This is a genomic window from Rummeliibacillus pycnus (assembly GCF_044359855.1).
GTDB classification, from domain to species: Bacteria; Bacillota; Bacilli; order Bacillales_A; family Planococcaceae; genus Rummeliibacillus; species Rummeliibacillus pycnus_A.
Genome location: NZ_CP132291.1, coordinates 2210335 through 2225799, shown reverse-complemented (window position 1 = coordinate 2225799; position 15465 = coordinate 2210335). Strand labels below are relative to the sequence as shown.

The 15465-nt window shown below is 41.3% G+C and carries 10 protein-coding genes, 9 tRNA genes and 3 rRNA genes; all 22 read left to right on the top strand.

The genetic code is table 11. The features are described 5' to 3' along the window. Window positions 1-10: 10 nt before the first annotated feature. The 22 genes from alr (at window position 11) to tsaD (ending at window position 15028) form a co-directional block, all read left to right on the top strand. Window positions 11-1123 carry an alanine racemase gene (gene alr / locus Q8X41_RS10845; protein WP_397536358.1) on the top strand — a complete coding sequence of 371 codons (1113 nt, stop codon included), beginning with the start codon at window positions 11-13 and terminating at the stop codon, window positions 1121-1123. A gap of 211 nt (window positions 1124-1334) precedes the next feature. Further along, a complete protein-coding gene (locus Q8X41_RS10840) occupies window positions 1335-1616 on the top strand; it encodes a transcriptional regulator (protein ID WP_397536357.1) in 282 nt (93 codons plus the stop codon). A 4-nt stretch (window positions 1617-1620) separates the two neighbouring features. Beyond that, window positions 1621-1971, top strand: a complete 351-nt coding sequence (locus Q8X41_RS10835) for a type II toxin-antitoxin system PemK/MazF family toxin (RefSeq protein ID WP_119415968.1) — start codon at window positions 1621-1623, stop codon at window positions 1969-1971. Between the two features lie 409 nt (window positions 1972-2380). After that, entirely contained in the window at window positions 2381-2791 is a 411-nt protein-coding gene (locus Q8X41_RS10830; protein ID WP_397536356.1) for an anti-sigma regulatory factor, read from the top strand. A 174-nt stretch (window positions 2792-2965) separates the two neighbouring features. Then, window positions 2966-5131: a Tex family protein gene (locus tag Q8X41_RS10825; protein ID WP_397536355.1), complete on the top strand. Its 2166-nt coding sequence runs from the start codon at window positions 2966-2968 to the stop codon at window positions 5129-5131. 319 nt (window positions 5132-5450) lie between these two features. Then, the gene (locus tag Q8X41_RS10820) at window positions 5451-5906 is read left to right on the top strand and encodes a SprT family protein (RefSeq protein ID WP_397536354.1); all 456 of its coding nucleotides are present in this window, start codon (window positions 5451-5453) and stop codon (window positions 5904-5906) included. 102 nt (window positions 5907-6008) lie between these two features. Continuing rightward, window positions 6009-6085 (top strand) — tRNA-Asn (locus tag Q8X41_RS10815). A gap of 1 nt (window position 6086) precedes the next feature. Then, window positions 6087-6161: transfer RNA gene (locus tag Q8X41_RS10810), tRNA-Glu, on the top strand. 6 nt (window positions 6162-6167) lie between these two features. Further along, window positions 6168-6244: transfer RNA gene (locus Q8X41_RS10805), tRNA-Asp, on the top strand. A gap of 6 nt (window positions 6245-6250) precedes the next feature. Continuing rightward, window positions 6251-6325: transfer RNA gene (locus tag Q8X41_RS10800), tRNA-Gln, on the top strand. A 24-nt stretch (window positions 6326-6349) separates the two neighbouring features. Continuing rightward, a tRNA-Lys gene (locus Q8X41_RS10795) sits at window positions 6350-6425 on the top strand. Between the two features lie 62 nt (window positions 6426-6487). Beyond that, window positions 6488-6573: transfer RNA gene (locus Q8X41_RS10790), tRNA-Leu, on the top strand. Between the two features lie 17 nt (window positions 6574-6590). After that, window positions 6591-6667: transfer RNA gene (locus tag Q8X41_RS10785), tRNA-Arg, on the top strand. Between the two features lie 31 nt (window positions 6668-6698). Continuing rightward, a tRNA-Gly gene (locus Q8X41_RS10780) sits at window positions 6699-6772 on the top strand. Window positions 6773-6912: 140 nt separating this feature from the next. Then, window positions 6913-8460 (top strand): 16S ribosomal RNA (locus Q8X41_RS10775). Between the two features lie 182 nt (window positions 8461-8642). Beyond that, window positions 8643-11571, top strand: a 23S ribosomal RNA gene (locus tag Q8X41_RS10770). Between the two features lie 184 nt (window positions 11572-11755). After that, window positions 11756-11872: ribosomal RNA gene (gene rrf / locus Q8X41_RS10765) — 5S ribosomal RNA — on the top strand. Together the 16S, 23S and 5S rRNA genes with 9 tRNA genes alongside form the textbook arrangement of a ribosomal RNA operon. Window positions 11873-12182: 310 nt before the next feature. Beyond that, window positions 12183-12259: transfer RNA gene (locus tag Q8X41_RS10760), tRNA-Asp, on the top strand. A gap of 141 nt (window positions 12260-12400) precedes the next feature. Next, the gene (gene tsaE / locus Q8X41_RS10755) at window positions 12401-12853 is read left to right on the top strand and encodes a tRNA (adenosine(37)-N6)-threonylcarbamoyltransferase complex ATPase subunit type 1 TsaE (RefSeq protein ID WP_397536353.1); all 453 of its coding nucleotides are present in this window, start codon (window positions 12401-12403) and stop codon (window positions 12851-12853) included. Then, the gene (gene tsaB, locus Q8X41_RS10750; protein ID WP_397536352.1) at window positions 12850-13554 is read left to right on the top strand and encodes a tRNA (adenosine(37)-N6)-threonylcarbamoyltransferase complex dimerization subunit type 1 TsaB; all 705 of its coding nucleotides are present in this window, start codon (window positions 12850-12852) and stop codon (window positions 13552-13554) included. Before tsaE ends, tsaB begins: the two co-directional genes overlap by 4 nt. Window positions 13555-13562: 8 nt before the next feature. Beyond that, the gene (rimI, locus tag Q8X41_RS10745) at window positions 13563-14006 is read left to right on the top strand and encodes a ribosomal protein S18-alanine N-acetyltransferase (protein ID WP_397536351.1); all 444 of its coding nucleotides are present in this window, start codon (window positions 13563-13565) and stop codon (window positions 14004-14006) included. Beyond that, the gene (tsaD, locus tag Q8X41_RS10740) at window positions 14006-15028 is read left to right on the top strand and encodes a tRNA (adenosine(37)-N6)-threonylcarbamoyltransferase complex transferase subunit TsaD (protein WP_397536350.1); all 1023 of its coding nucleotides are present in this window, start codon (window positions 14006-14008) and stop codon (window positions 15026-15028) included. Before rimI ends, tsaD begins: the two co-directional genes overlap by 1 nt. Window positions 15029-15465: the final 437 nt, after the last annotated feature.

The window sequence follows — 15465 nt, the reverse complement described above, 5'->3', positions numbered from 1 at the left end:
GTTAGTAAACATGAACGAACTTCTTCAATTTCGTCCTACCAAAGCGATTATAGATTTATCGGCAATTCGATATAATATAGAAAACCTACGTAAGCATTTGCAATCAAGTGTTGAAATCATTGCAGTTGTAAAAGCAAATGCTTACGGTCATGGTGATGTGCAAGTTGCTAAAGCTGCATTAGAAGCAGGAGCAACAATGTTGGCAGTTGCAACACCAGAAGAAGCATTACATTTAAGAGCTTCAATTGATAAAACACCCATATTGATATTAGGAGCTGTTCCGGTAAGTTTTGCACCATTCGCAGCAAAAGATGATATTACACTTACAGTATTTTCACAAGAATGGATTAACGAAGTTATATCAAAAGAGTTTAGCAATCCTTTAAAAGTACACATAAAAGTTGATAGTGGAATGGGCCGTATTGGTGTACGAACAGAAAAAGAGTTAAAAGCTGTATATGATGCCATAACTATGGCAAATAATATAGAAGTAGATGGTATTTTCACTCATTTCGCAACTGCAGATGAAGAAGATACATCAAAGTATGATTATCAGTTAGAAGTATTCAATGATTTAGTAGCGAGTTTACCAGTAAGACCTCGCTTAGTACATGCAGCAAACACGGCGGCTTCATTGGTCAAAGAAGGCGTTCAGTTTGATGCCGTACGATTTGGAATATCTATGTACGGTCTTGCTCCTTCGACATTTGTCGAAAAACTTCTACCATATGCATTACACCCAGCGTTAGCGTTAGAAAGTGAACTAGTGCATGTGAAGAAAATTGCTAAAGGCGATACAGTCAGTTATGGCGGTACATATGTAGCGCAACAAGATGAGTGGATTGGCACGATGCCTATTGGGTATGCTGATGGGGTTATTCGTGGATTATCAGGGCAAGAAGTTTTAATAGATGGTACAAGAGCACCTATTATCGGAAGAATTTGTATGGATCAATGTATGATTAGATTACCTAGAGAAATGGAAGTTGGCGAAAAGGTCGTCTTAATCGGTAAACAACAACAAGATGAAATTCATATCCAAGAATGGGCAGATCGACTTCACACAATTGTTTATGAAATACCATGTATGCTTTCACAAAGAGTGCCAAGAATTTATAAATAAATTGTTACTTCTGTAGCATGATAGATAGGGTTTTAAATGTTATTAATACTCTATAAATGGTAGTTTGTCCTATAAGTCGACAAATTCAGAAAAAAATCAACGCTTATGTCAAATACTTACTGATACTGTCTTTTCAACGCCTAATTTTAATGTTAGGATAGTAGGTAAGTTAAGAGGTATAATAGGTGATTTGTTTGTGGAGGTGTTGGCTGTGAGTCAAAGAAGAATGGAAGAAGTCCTTATCCGATTACCAGAACGAATGGTTTCTGAAAACATTGAACAAGCTTATAGACAAATAACAAAAAATACGAATGAATGCGTTTATATTCCAACAAAACGATCTATTCATACAAATCAAAAAAATCACATGCGAGAAGCAATGGTTAAAGGATATGTAGAAATGTCACAGATTAACTTATCTATATGTAGTGAATGCTTACATGTTGAGTATGAAGCGGAACATATGGTAGAGCGACTCGTAAGCGGAGGATGAAAACTTGAACGTTAAACGTGGTGACGTTTTTTTTGCAGATTTATCGCCAGTAGTCGGGTCAGAGCAAGGTGGTACTAGACCCGTACTGGTTATTCAAAATGACATCGGAAATCGCTTCAGTCCTACAGTAATTATTGCAGCAATAACTGCTCAAATCCAAAAAGCAAAACTACCTACTCATGTAGAGATAGATGCGAAGAAATATGGATTTGAAAGAGATTCAGTTATTTTATTGGAACAATTACGAACAATCGATAAATCCAGATTGACTGACAAAATCACACAACTAGATGGGCCATTGATGGAAAAAGTAGAAGAAGCTTTAGAAATTAGCTTGGGTCTTTTAAAATTTTAAATAGCATACATATTGAAACGCCAGAATGAATTATTCTGGCGTTTTTGTTTATCCTAAATTCCAATTATAGGAATATTTATTCAACCTATTATAGAAAAATATTACGAAAATAACAGTGTAAAGTTAGATAATATATTATACAATTAGAAAAAGTCAGTAGTAAAATAGATAATATGGTATTATTTCTTTTTGATACTAATAATGAAATGTTATCTATTGAAAATAATACACGTATCCATAAAATATAAAAAGAGTATATAAGTTTAACCCAATTGTGTGTGTAAAATATTTTATTTTTATTGTGCTATGGAGTTCTATTTAGAATGAGTAGTGAGTAAGGCGATGGAAGTAATGTATATTAATGATGAAAAATATTGGAAAACTTAAGTGATTTGGGGGCGTATTTAGGATGGAAGGGTCTTCTGTAGATATTTTGACAGAATGGGATATTGTTGCCGCACGTCAGCTTGGTCGTAAGGAGGCTAAATCGATTGGTTTTGGTGCAGTAGATCAAGCACGAATTACGACAGCCATCAGTGAACTAGCCCGTAATATTTATTTATATGCTGAACAAGGAAAAATTGAAGTGGCAAGAATGATAGGGGGATTTTCTGAAGGGATTTGTATTGTTGCTTCGGATTCTGGCCCGGGAATAGCTGATATTCAGCAAGTAATGCAAGATGGGTTTTCAACTTCACAAGGTTTAGGTGCTGGTTTACCTGGTGTTAGACGATTGATGGATGAATTTGAAATAGAAACGGAATTAAAAAAAGGTACTACCATTACCATTAAGAAGTGGCTTCGCTTAGATAATGATTAATATCACAAAGAAATAATTAATGATTGTTGAAATGCACTTATAAGATATCGATACTTACTAATTAGAAAGGGAATTGTCCAAAGCTGTTTTTGGACAATTCCTTTTTGGCTTTCAGAAGATATGTAAATTCTTCCTATGATAAAATAGGATAGACAAAAGAAAGGTAGTGAACTTATGGATGACAAAAAAATGCATCAGTTAATCGCCTCAGAAATTGGTATTCGTACACATCAAGTAGAACAAGTAATTCAATTACTTGAAGCTTCTAATACAGTACCCTTTATAGCACGCTATCGAAAAGAAGCAACGGGTTCGTTAGATGAGGTACAAATAAAAGCAATCGAAGACCGTTATCACTATATTCAACAATTAGAACAACGCAAACAGGAAGTTCTTCGCTTAATTGATGAGCAAGGAAAACTAACAGAAGAATTAGCAAAAGAAATTAATGCTGCAACCATTTTAAAACGGATTGAAGATTTATATCGTCCATATAAACAAAAACGACGCACAAAAGCTACAATTGCAAAAGACAAAGGTTTAGAGCCATTAGCGGATCAATTAATGGCATTTGACAAAACAACCCTTCAAAAATTGGCAATGCCCTTTGTAGGTGAAAAAGTAGAGAATATGGAAGAAGCATTACAGGGAGCTTGTGATATTTTGGCAGAACGCTTTGCAGATGATGCCGCAATTCGTGAGAAAATCCGAAAGATATCATGGCAACAAGGTAAAATTCAAGCTGCTGTTAAAAATGCAGAGCTTGATGAGAAAGCTGTTTTCGAGATGTACTATGAATACGAAGAACCTGTTAATAAAATCGTGCCACACCGTATTTTAGCTATTAATCGTGGTGAAAAAGAAGAAGTTTTAAAAGTAAGTATTCAGGTACCGGTAGAACGTGTACATCAGGTTATGAGAAATGAATGGATACCTGTTTCTTCCTCACCTGCTGTTTCGCAGGTAGAGTTAGCAATTGAAGATGCTTATAAACGTTTAATTCAACCATCAATTGAACGAGAAATTCGCAATGAGTTAACAGAAAAAGCAGAAGCACAAGCAATTCATATTTTCTCAGAAAACTTACGTAATCTATTGTTGCAACCGCCAATGAATGGACAATATGTGCTAGGGGTAGACCCTGCGTATCGAACAGGCTGTAAACTAGCAGTTGTAGATGACACAGGTAAAATGCTTGAAATCTCCGTTATCTACCCGCATACAGCAAAAGGTGATATAGAAAAATCCAGAAAAACCTTTAATGATATTTTAAACCGCTACCCAATTTCGATTATTGCAATAGGAAACGGTACAGCTTCTCGTGAGACAGAACAATTTGTATCCGAATGCTTAAAGGAATCGGTTAGCAATGCTGCTTATGTTATTGTGAGTGAGGCAGGAGCTAGCGTATACTCGGCATCTGAAGTAGCGCGCGGGGAATTTCCTGACTTGCAGGTAGAACAACGAAGTGCTGTATCAATTGCGAGACGTTTACAAGATCCTTTAGCTGAACTTGTGAAAATTGATCCTAAGGCAGTAGGAGTAGGACAATATCAACACGATGTTTCACAAAAGAAATTAGAGGAGTCATTAACATTTATAGTAGAAACAGCAGTAAACCAAGTAGGAGTAGATGTTAATACTGCATCGCCATCTTTACTTCAATATGTCTCAGGTTTATCCAAGACGGTAGCTGAGAATATCGTGAAAGTTCGTAGTGAAAATGGGAAATTTACAGCTCGTACACAACTAAAGAAAATCCCACGACTTGGTGCTAAGACTTATGAACAAGCTATTGGATTTTTGCGAATTCCAAAAGCAAAAAATCCGTTAGATGCTACTGCAATCCATCCAGAAAGCTATGATTTAGCGAAACAAATTTTAGAATCAGCACATATCGATAAGAAACAAATTGGTTCGCAGGAAGCCGAACAAGCAATTGGAGAACTAAATATTTCTGCACTTAGTGAAGAGTGGGGAATAGGTGAAGTAACACTAAAAGATGTTGTTGATTCACTTATGAAACCTTCACGAGATCCTCGTGATGCTTTCCCACAACCATTACTAAAAAAAGATGTTCTTAAAATGGAAGACTTACAACCAGGAATGGAGCTACAAGGTACAGTACGAAATGTTGTTGATTTTGGAGCATTTGTCGATATTGGTGTAAAACAAGATGGTCTTGTACACATTTCAAAACTGAAAAAAGGATTTGTAAAGCATCCGTTAGATGTTGTAGCGCTTGGTGATATCGTAACGGTTTGGGTAGATAAAGTAGAAGCCGGAAAAGGTAGAATTTCTCTTACAATGCTTCCGCCTGAACAACAAATTAATGAATAATACTGGTCTTACTTAATGAGAGCGTGATATTAAGACTTTTGAAAAAGGGATTTTAGTTCGGATATTGTTGATTTTTTTTTGAATCTACTTGAGAAAAGGTGGCGACTCCTGCGGGAAAGCGAGTCAGACGAGACCCCGCAAGTAAGCGAAAGCGAACGAGGAGGCTTGTTGTTTTGCCCGCAGAAAGCGTCCTCCTATAGCGAAATTGATGAAATATCAACAGTATTGTAAAACGAAGCCTTTATATTAAAAAGAAATCTGATATGAAATTCAATACTTCACTGTCGTGAGGTATTGAATTTTTGTTAGGAGGTATACTATGACAGACCATGATTTACAGCAGATAGTAAGTGATATTTCAGAGCAAGTGTTTCGCAAACCATTTCAGCACCAGGCTTATTTCAACAAAAGACTTCGTACAACAGGTGGACGTTATCTTTTACAATCCCATAATATTGAGATTAACCCCAAAGCATTTGAACAGTATGGACTTGAAGAAATAGAAGGAATTATTCGTCATGAACTATGTCATTATCATCTTCATATAGAAGGAAAGGGATATCAGCATAGAGATGCCGATTTTAGAATGCTTTTGAAAAAAACGAATGCTCCTCGCTTTTGTTCTAATTTAGATCAAGGTAAGAGAAGAAGTATTAGTAAACGATATACGTATGTATGCGTTAAATGTGGAACGAAATATCATCGAAAGATTAGAATGAATACAGCTAGATACCGTTGTAGCAAGTGTCTTGGACAACTCAATTTAAAAAGTTAAAGTTTTTTTAGAAAAACGCTTGACGAATATAATATATCTCTCTATAATAGTAAAAGTCGACAAGGTGATAACACATTGAAGCGACAAACAAATGAAGGTTATTCCGAAGTAGCTCAGTTGGTAGCAGCATCTGACTGTTAATCAGAGGGTCGCAGGTTCGAGTCCTGCCTTCGGAGCCATGGCCCCTTGGTCAAGCGGTTAAGACACCGCCCTTTCACGGCGGTAACACGAGTTCGAATCTCGTAGGGGTCACCATTTAATGGTTCGGTAGTTCAGCTGGTTAGAATGCCTGCCTGTCACGCAGGAGGTCGCGGGTTCGAGTCCCGTCCGAACCGCCATTTTATTGGGGTATAGCCAAGCGGTAAGGCAACGGATTTTGATTCCGTCATGCCCTGGTTCGAATCCAGGTACCCCAGCCATTTTCTTATTGTTATTTCAGCTACGAGTCATTAGCTCAGTTGGTAGAGCATCTGACTTTTAATCAGAGGGTCGCTGGTTCGAATCCTGCATGACTCACCATTTTATCTCTTGACATGATAAAGAAAGTATATTATAATAATACTTACTTGTTGAGAAAAGATGCGGTCGTGGCGGAATGGCAGACGCGCTAGGTTGAGGGCCTAGTCGGGGTAACTCGGTGGAGGTTCAAGTCCTCTCGATCGCACCAAGAAAAATTTATAATATGCGCCCATAGCTCAACTGGATAGAGCGTCTGACTACGGATCAGAAGGTTGTGGATTCGACTTCTGCTGGGCGCACCATATTATTAACATTTTAATATTATGTATTTATGCGGGTGTAGTTTAGTGGTAAAACCACAGCCTTCCAAGCTGTTGTCGGGAGTTCGATTCTCCTCACCCGCTCCAATATGAACCTTGAAAACTGAACAAGCAAGACGTTAATCAATAAACTTTGTTTACTAACTTCTGTTAGTAACAAGGACAAACAATAGATATCATCTTATAGATGATACGCTAGCAAAGCTAATGAGCTTTCAAACTTTACTTTTATGGAGAGTTTGATCCTGGCTCAGGACGAACGCTGGCGGCGTGCCTAATACATGCAAGTCGAGCGAATGAAGAGGAGCTTGCTCCTCTGATTTAGCGGCGGACGGGTGAGTAACACGTGGGCAACCTGCCCTGTAGACTGGGATAACTTCGGGAAACCGGAGCTAATACCGGATAATCCATCTTCTCTCATGTGAAGATGTTGAAAGGCGCTTCGGCGTCACTACAGGATGGGCCCGCGGTGCATTAGCTAGTTGGTGGGGTAACGGCCTACCAAGGCAACGATGCATAGCCGACCTGAGAGGGTGATCGGCCACATTGGGACTGAGACACGGCCCAAACTCCTACGGGAGGCAGCAGTAGGGAATCTTCCACAATGGACGAAAGTCTGATGGAGCAACGCCGCGTGAGTGATGAAGGTTTTCGGATCGTAAAACTCTGTTGTAAGGGAAGAACAAGTACGTTAGGAAATGAACGTACCTTGACGGTACCTTATTAGAAAGCCACGGCTAACTACGTGCCAGCAGCCGCGGTAATACGTAGGTGGCAAGCGTTGTCCGGATTTATTGGGCGTAAAGCGCGCGCAGGTGGTTTCTTAAGTCTGATGTGAAAGCCCACGGCTCAACCGTGGAGGGTCATTGGAAACTGGGGAACTTGAGTGCAGAAGAGGATAGTGGAATTCCAAGTGTAGCGGTGAAATGCGTAGAGATTTGGAGGAACACCAGTGGCGAAGGCGACTGTCTGGTCTGTAACTGACACTGAGGCGCGAAAGCGTGGGGAGCAAACAGGATTAGATACCCTGGTAGTCCACGCCGTAAACGATGAGTGCTAAGTGTTAGGGGGTTTCCGCCCCTTAGTGCTGCAGCTAACGCATTAAGCACTCCGCCTGGGGAGTACGACCGCAAGGTTGAAACTCAAAGGAATTGACGGGGGCCCGCACAAGCGGTGGAGCATGTGGTTTAATTCGAAGCAACGCGAAGAACCTTACCAGGTCTTGACATCCCAGTGACCGCTCTAGAGATAGAGTTTTCCCTTCGGGGACATTGGTGACAGGTGGTGCATGGTTGTCGTCAGCTCGTGTCGTGAGATGTTGGGTTAAGTCCCGCAACGAGCGCAACCCTTAATCTTAGTTGCCATCATTTAGTTGGGCACTCTAAGGTGACTGCCGGTGACAAACCGGAGGAAGGTGGGGATGACGTCAAATCATCATGCCCCTTATGACCTGGGCTACACACGTGCTACAATGGACGGTACAAAGAGTCGCTAACTCGCGAGAGTACGCTAATCTCATAAAACCGTTCTCAGTTCGGATTGTAGGCTGCAACTCGCCTACATGAAGCCGGAATCGCTAGTAATCGCGGATCAGCATGCCGCGGTGAATACGTTCCCGGGCCTTGTACACACCGCCCGTCACACCACGAGAGTTTGTAACACCCGAAGTCGGTGAGGTAACCTTTTGGAGCCAGCCGCCGAAGGTGGGATAGATGATTGGGGTGAAGTCGTAACAAGGTAGCCGTATCGGAAGGTGCGGCTGGATCACCTCCTTTCTAAGGAATATTTCGGAAATAAGTTCTTGGAACTTATACGATTAACGCTTGCTGTTCAGTTTTGAAGGCTCATTGCTTTCAAAACTTGTTCTTTGAAAACTGGATAAAACGACATTGAAGAAATTCTTAAGTAACACATTTTTTATATTAAGTTTTAAATTTTTTAGGCTTAATAACTTATAGGTTAAGTTATTAAGGGCGCATGGCGGATGCCTTGGCACTAGAAGCCGATGAAGGACGGCACTAACACCGATATGCTTCGGGGAGCTGTAAGTAAGCTTTGATCCGGAGATTTCCGAATGGGGGAACCCACTGTTCGTAATGGGACAGTATCTTGACGTGAATACATAGCGTCATGATGGCAGACTCAGGGAACTGAAACATCTAAGTACCTGAAGGAAGAGAAAGAAATTTCGATTCCCTTAGTAGCGGCGAGCGAAACGGGAAGAGCCCAAACCAAGAGGCTTGCCTCTTGGGGTTGTAGGACACTCAATACGGAGTTACAAAGGAATGAGTTAGACGAAGCGGTTTGGAAAGACCCACCAAAGAAGGTAACAGTCCTGTAGTCAAAAGTTCATTCTCTCCTGAGTGGATCCTGAGTACGGCGGAACACGTGAAATTCCGTCGGAATCTGGGAGGACCATCTCCCAAGGCTAAATACTCTCTAGTGACCGATAGTGAACCAGTACCGTGAGGGAAAGGTGAAAAGCACCCCGGAAGGGGAGTGAAAGAGATCCTGAAACCATGTGCCTACAAGTAGTTAGAGCCCGTTAATGGGTGATAGCGTGCCTTTTGTAGAATGAACCGGCGAGTTACGATTACATGCAAGGTTAAGTTGAAAAGACGGAGCCGTAGCGAAAGCGAGTCTGAATAGGGCGAATGAGTATGTGGTTGTAGACCCGAAACCAGGTGATCTACCCATGTCCAGGGTGAAGGTAAGGTAACACTTACTGGAGGCCCGAACCCACGCACGTTGAAAAGTGCGGGGATGAGGTGTGGGTAGCGGAGAAATTCCAATCGAACCTGGAGATAGCTGGTTCTCTCCGAAATAGCTTTAGGGCTAGCCTCGTGATAGAGAATCCTGGAGGTAGAGCACTGTTTGGACTAGGGGTCCATCCCGGATTACCGAATTCAGACAAACTCCGAATGCCAGTGATTTATGCACGGGAGTCAGACTGCGAGTGATAAGATCCGTAGTCAAAAGGGAAACAGCCCAGACCACCAGCTAAGGTCCCAAAGTAATTGTTAAGTGGAAAAGGATGTGGCGTTGCTTAGACAACCAGGATGTTGGCTCAGAAGCAGCCATCATTTAAAGAGTGCGTAATAGCTCACTGGTCGAGTGACGCTGCGCCGAAAATGTATCGGGGCTAAACAATTCACCGAAGCTGTGGATAGACATCTACGATGTCTGTGGTAGGAGAGCGTTCTAAGTGCTGAGAAGTCAGACCGGAAGGACTGGTGGAGCGCTTAGAAGTGAGAATGCCGGTATGAGTAGCGAAAGATGGGTGAGAATCCCATCCACCGAATGACTAAGGTTTCCTGAGGAAGGCTCGTCCTCTCAGGGTTAGTCGGGACCTAAGCCGAGGCCGATAGGCGTAGGCGATGGATAACAGGTTGATATTCCTGTACCACCTCCCTACCATTTGAGTAATGGGGGGACACAGTAGGATAGGGTAAGCGCACTGTTGGTTATGTGCGTCTAAATAGTAAGGCGTGAGAGTAGGCAAATCCGCTCTCTATAACGTTGAGCTATGATGGCGAGCTCGTATGAGCGAAGTTCCTGATTTCACACTGTCAAGAAAAGCCTCTAGCGAGGTAGGAGGTGCCCGTACCGCAAACCGACACAGGTAGTCGAGGAGAGAATCCTAAGGTGAGCGAGAGAACTCTCGTTAAGGAACTCGGCAAAATGACCCCGTAACTTCGGGAGAAGGGGTGCTCTAGTAGGGTGCAAGCCCGAGAGAGCCGCAGTGAATAGGCCCAGGCGACTGTTTAGCAAAAACACAGGTCTCTGCAAAACCGTAAGGTGACGTATAGGGGCTGACGCCTGCCCGGTGCTGGAAGGTTAAGGGGATTGCTTAGCGTAAGCGAAGGTGAGAACCGAAGCCCCAGTAAACGGCGGCCGTAACTATAACGGTCCTAAGGTAGCGAAATTCCTTGTCGGGTAAGTTCCGACCCGCACGAAAGGCGTAACGATCTGGGCACTGTCTCAACGAGAGACTCGGTGAAATTATAGTACCTGTGAAGATGCAGGTTACCCGCGACAGGACGGAAAGACCCCGTGGAGCTTTACTGTAGCCTGATATTGAATTTTGGTACAGCTTGTACAGGATAGGTAGGAGCCAGAGAGACCGGAGCGCCAGCTTCGGTGGAGGCGTCCTTGGGATACTACCCCAGCTGTATTGAAATTCTAACCCGTACCCCTTAGCGGGGTAGGAGACAGTGTCAGGCGGACAGTTTGACTGGGGCGGTCGCCTCCTAAAGAGTAACGGAGGCGCCCAAAGGTTCCCTCAGAATGGTTGGAAATCATTCGTAGAGTGTAAAGGCACAAGGGAGCTTGACTGCGAGACCTACAAGTCGAGCAGGGTCGAAAGACGGGCTTAGTGATCCGGTGGTTCCGCATGGAAGGGCCATCGCTCAACGGATAAAAGCTACCCCGGGGATAACAGGCTTATCTCCCCCAAGAGTCCACATCGACGGGGAGGTTTGGCACCTCGATGTCGGCTCATCGCATCCTGGGGCTGTAGTCGGTCCCAAGGGTTGGGCTGTTCGCCCATTAAAGCGGTACGCGAGCTGGGTTCAGAACGTCGTGAGACAGTTCGGTCCCTATCCGTCGTGGGCGTAGGAAATTTGAGAGGAGCTGTCCTTAGTACGAGAGGACCGGGATGGACACACCGCTGGTGTACCAGTTGTTCTGCCAAGAGCATCGCTGGGTAGCTATGTGTGGACGGGATAAGTGCTGAAAGCATCTAAGCATGAAGCCCCCCTCAAGATGAGATTTCCCATTACGCAAGTAAGTAAGATCCCTTGAAGACGACAAGGTAGATAGGTTCGAGGTGGAAGTGTGGTGACACATGGAGCTGACGAATACTAATAGATCGAGGACTTAACCAAAAGTTCTTAAGAACTTCAATGAGTGTTTATCCAGTTTTGAGAGAACAAATCTTTCTATATAAAGATTTTCAAGATGCGAGCAGTACGAGGAAACGAATGATTGAGAACCGGAGTGTACTTATGTACATGAGGATTCGAAAGAGTGAAGTTGACGAAGTAATGCGAAGTATATTGTAAATCGAAGTCTAGTAATGATGGCAAAGAGGTCACACCTGTTCCCATGCCGAACACAGAAGTTAAGCTCTTTAGCGCCAATGGTAGTTGGGGGCTGTCCCCCTGCGAGAGTAGGACGTTGCTAGGCACACTAAGGTACTACTAATTTTATTGGTAGTATCTTTTTTATTACAACGAAACTGTTTCTTTTGTCTCCATCAGTTTTTAAACTTCTTTTCGAATCTCTTTTCGGAAAATATGTATTAGTAAATATTAGATCATGTACCTTAATGCTAGGTAGTTTTATTCGATCTTTTTACTTTCAACCAAAAGATAATAAACCATATTAGTTACCAGATACGAAATTGAAATTAATAACTTTTCGAAAAATATTTTTATATAATAAAAGTATTGTTAAAAATAGATATATTTGATAGAATAAATCTTGTAAATGAAATGGTTCGGTAGTTCAGCTGGTTAGAATGCCTGCCTGTCACGCAGGAGGTCGCGGGTTCGAGTCCCGTCCGAACCGCCATTTTTTATTTAATGTAAATTCAAACACAGCTAAAGAGGCTGTGTTATTTTTTTATGTCTAGATGTTTCAACTCGTTCACTTTGAACATTTGTAAAGCTTTAGGTAAACTATAGATAATGTGAATTTGAGAGGACGAAGACAATGACAATTGAAATAATGGTTGGTTCTTTAGAGGAAACAAACCAATTAGCGTTGAAATTGGCTAATTTACTTGAGGCACAAGATACAATTACTCTGGAAGGAGATCTTGGCGCAGGTAAGACAACGTTTACGCAAGGCTTAGCAAGGGGGCTTGGTATTACTCGTACAGTCAATAGCCCAACGTTCACGATTTTAAAGCAATATGAAGGGCGATTACCTTTTAATCACTTAGATGTCTATCGTTTAGCAGATAGCGATGAAGATCTTGGTTGGGATGAAATTTTCTATGGTGATGCAATTTCGGTTGTTGAATGGGCACACTTAATAGAACAAGATCTTCCTGCTGCACGTTTAGCAATTGAAATACAACGAGTTGATGAAAATACAAGAAGATTCTTATTGAAACCAATCGGACAGCGCTATGAACGATTGTGTGAGGAGTTAATGAAATGATCTGGTTAGGGATAGATACAGCAAATTCTCCTTTAGCTGTTGCCATAGTAAAAGATGGACAAATCATTACAGCTGAAGTAACGAATATCAAAGTAAATCATTCAGCTGGTGTGATGCCAGCGATTGAGCATATTTTCAAAAAAGTGAATATGTCTCCAAAAGATATTGATGCGATTGCAGTAAGCCAAGGACCTGGTTCATATACAGGTGTGCGTATAGGAGTGACGATTGCAAAAACATTATCTTGGACATTACAAGTACCGTTAGTTGGTATTTCGAGCTTACAAGTACTTGCTGCGAATGCAGAGATGTACGAAGGCGTTATTTGTTCATTAATCGATGCTAGACGTCAAAATGTTTATGCTGCGGCGTATGATGCAACCAATGGACTTGCTCCTGTAGTAGAAGATGGACACTACAGTATGGTAGGGTTGTTAGCACAATTAAAAGAACTAAGACAACCAGTATTGTTTGTGGGACATGATGTGGATAATTTCTGGGCACTAATCCAACAAGAATTAGGTGAACAAGCATTAAGAGCATCATATACACTAGATCTGCCAAATGCAGCACAGCTTATTCATCTAGCGGAACAACAAGAGTTACCAGCTATAGAGGCTACTCATACTTTCGTTCCAAAATATTGCCGCATAGCAGAAGCTGAAGCAAACTGGTTAAAAGATCAAAAGGAAAAACAATAGGTGAGCCGATGATTAAGTATCGACAAATGACTATTGCAGATGTTGAGGCAGTACATAGTATCGAGGAAGACGTATTTGCTACCCCTTGGACACTTGATGCCTTTTATCATGAAATGACAACCAATACCCAAGCCACCTATGTCGTTGCTGTGGACGAAACAGATGCAATAATCGGCTTTTGTGGAATGTGGATTGTGTTAGATGAAAGCCAAATTACGAATGTAGCCGTACTTCCTACAGGTAGAGGAAAAGGTACTGGTGAAGGACTGATGTGTGAAGCAATTCGCATTGCAAAGGAACGCAATGTTGTCGTGATGAGCTTAGAAGTACGTGTAACAAATACTGTCGCACAAAACTTGTATCGAAAACTTGGATTCCAAGAAGGCGGAATTCGTAAAGGCTACTATACTGATAATCAAGAGGACGCTCTTGTCATGTGGGTGAATTTATAATGGAAAAAGATCTATATATATTAGGCATTGAAAGTAGTTGTGATGAAACGGCTGCTTCTATTGTAAAAAATGGACACGAGATTGTTTCCAATGTGGTTGCATCTCAAATAGAAAGTCATAAACGATTTGGAGGAGTTGTACCTGAAATCGCTTCTCGTCATCATGTAGAGCAAGTAACAATCGTTATTGAAGAAGCTTTACAACAAGCCAATATGAAACCAGAAGATTTAGATGCAGTTTGTGTTACGGAAGGTCCTGGTCTTGTTGGAGCATTATTAATAGGAATTAATGCTGCAAAGGCATTTGCATTCGCTAATAATTTACCATTAGTCGGTGTACACCATATTGCAGGTCATATTTATGCAAATGCACTAATCCAACCAATGGAATTTCCATTGTTAGCACTAGTTGTATCAGGTGGACATACAGAGCTTGTTTTAATGAAGGCTGATGGATCGTTTGAATTAATTGGTGAAACACGTGATGATGCGGCTGGTGAAGCTTATGATAAAGTTGCACGGGTGTTGAATATATCTTACCCAGGTGGTCCACAAATTGATCGTTTAGCACATGAAAGTGATGATGCAGTTGATTTTCCACGTGTTTGGTTAGAGCATGATTCATATGATTTTAGCTTTAGTGGATTAAAATCAGCAGTCATTAATTACAAACATAATGCTGACCAACGAGGAGAAGCGATTAATCCAATGCATGTTGCAAAAGGATTCCAAGATAGTGTGGTAGAAGTTTTAACTACAAAAACTTTGCGTGCAGCACGTGAATTTAACGTCAAACAAGTAATCGCGGCAGGTGGAGTTTCAGCAAATAAAGGTTTACGTTCTTCATTAGAGGACACTTTCAAAAAAGAAGGCATACCTTTCTATGTGCCACCTTTAAAATTATGTACAGACAATGCAGCAATGATTGCAGCCGCGGGTACATCTATGCTCAAAGTTGGGAAACGCAGTGATTTAACATTAAACGGACGTCCAGGAATGGAACTTATTTCTTGGAACGACTGAATAATTCACAAAAAGACTTTCATTTATGGATGAAAGTCTTTTTTTATTAGCAAAATAATAAGAAAATTCGAAAATAATCCACAGTTTGTGGATAAGATGTGGATAAAATGTGTGTTTTCTATATATAGTGGTGACTTTTGCACATTTTCCTGTTCGTAACTTCTCCTCAATCTGTGGATAATGTGGAAAAGTGTATTTGTTCATTGAAATAAAAGGATATTAAGTGTGTATAAATCTGTGGAAAGAAATAGGATAAAAATTTATTATTGACCAATATATAGACAAGAACCCCCTTTAAACGACAAAGAGTTTGTCGAAAAATAATCTTTCGACATTTCCTTTCTTGCGAGTCGTAGGAGCCAAAAGCCTTTTATAATATTATTTTGCTTAATAAACAAGGCTTTCTAAAAAGTATTTTCTATACTTTTTAGAAAGCC

Bases quoted from the DNA above. Each gene is read 5' to 3' on its own strand.
- tsaB (WP_397536352.1), top strand. From the start codon at position 12,850: ATGATCTGGTTAGGGATAGATACAGCAAATTCTCCTTTAGCTGTTGCC.
- rimI (WP_397536351.1), top strand. From the start codon at position 13,563: ATGATTAAGTATCGACAAATGACTATTGCAGATGTTGAGGCAGTACAT.
- Q8X41_RS10830 (WP_397536356.1), top strand. From the start codon at position 2,381: ATGGAAGGGTCTTCTGTAGATATTTTGACAGAATGGGATATTGTTGCC.
- Q8X41_RS10825 (WP_397536355.1), top strand. From the start codon at position 2,966: ATGGATGACAAAAAAATGCATCAGTTAATCGCCTCAGAAATTGGTATT.
- tsaE (WP_397536353.1), top strand. From the start codon at position 12,401: ATGACAATTGAAATAATGGTTGGTTCTTTAGAGGAAACAAACCAATTA.
- tsaD (WP_397536350.1), top strand. From the start codon at position 14,006: ATGGAAAAAGATCTATATATATTAGGCATTGAAAGTAGTTGTGATGAA.
- Q8X41_RS10820 (WP_397536354.1), top strand. From the start codon at position 5,451: ATGACAGACCATGATTTACAGCAGATAGTAAGTGATATTTCAGAGCAA.
- alr (WP_397536358.1), top strand. From the start codon at position 11: ATGAACGAACTTCTTCAATTTCGTCCTACCAAAGCGATTATAGATTTA.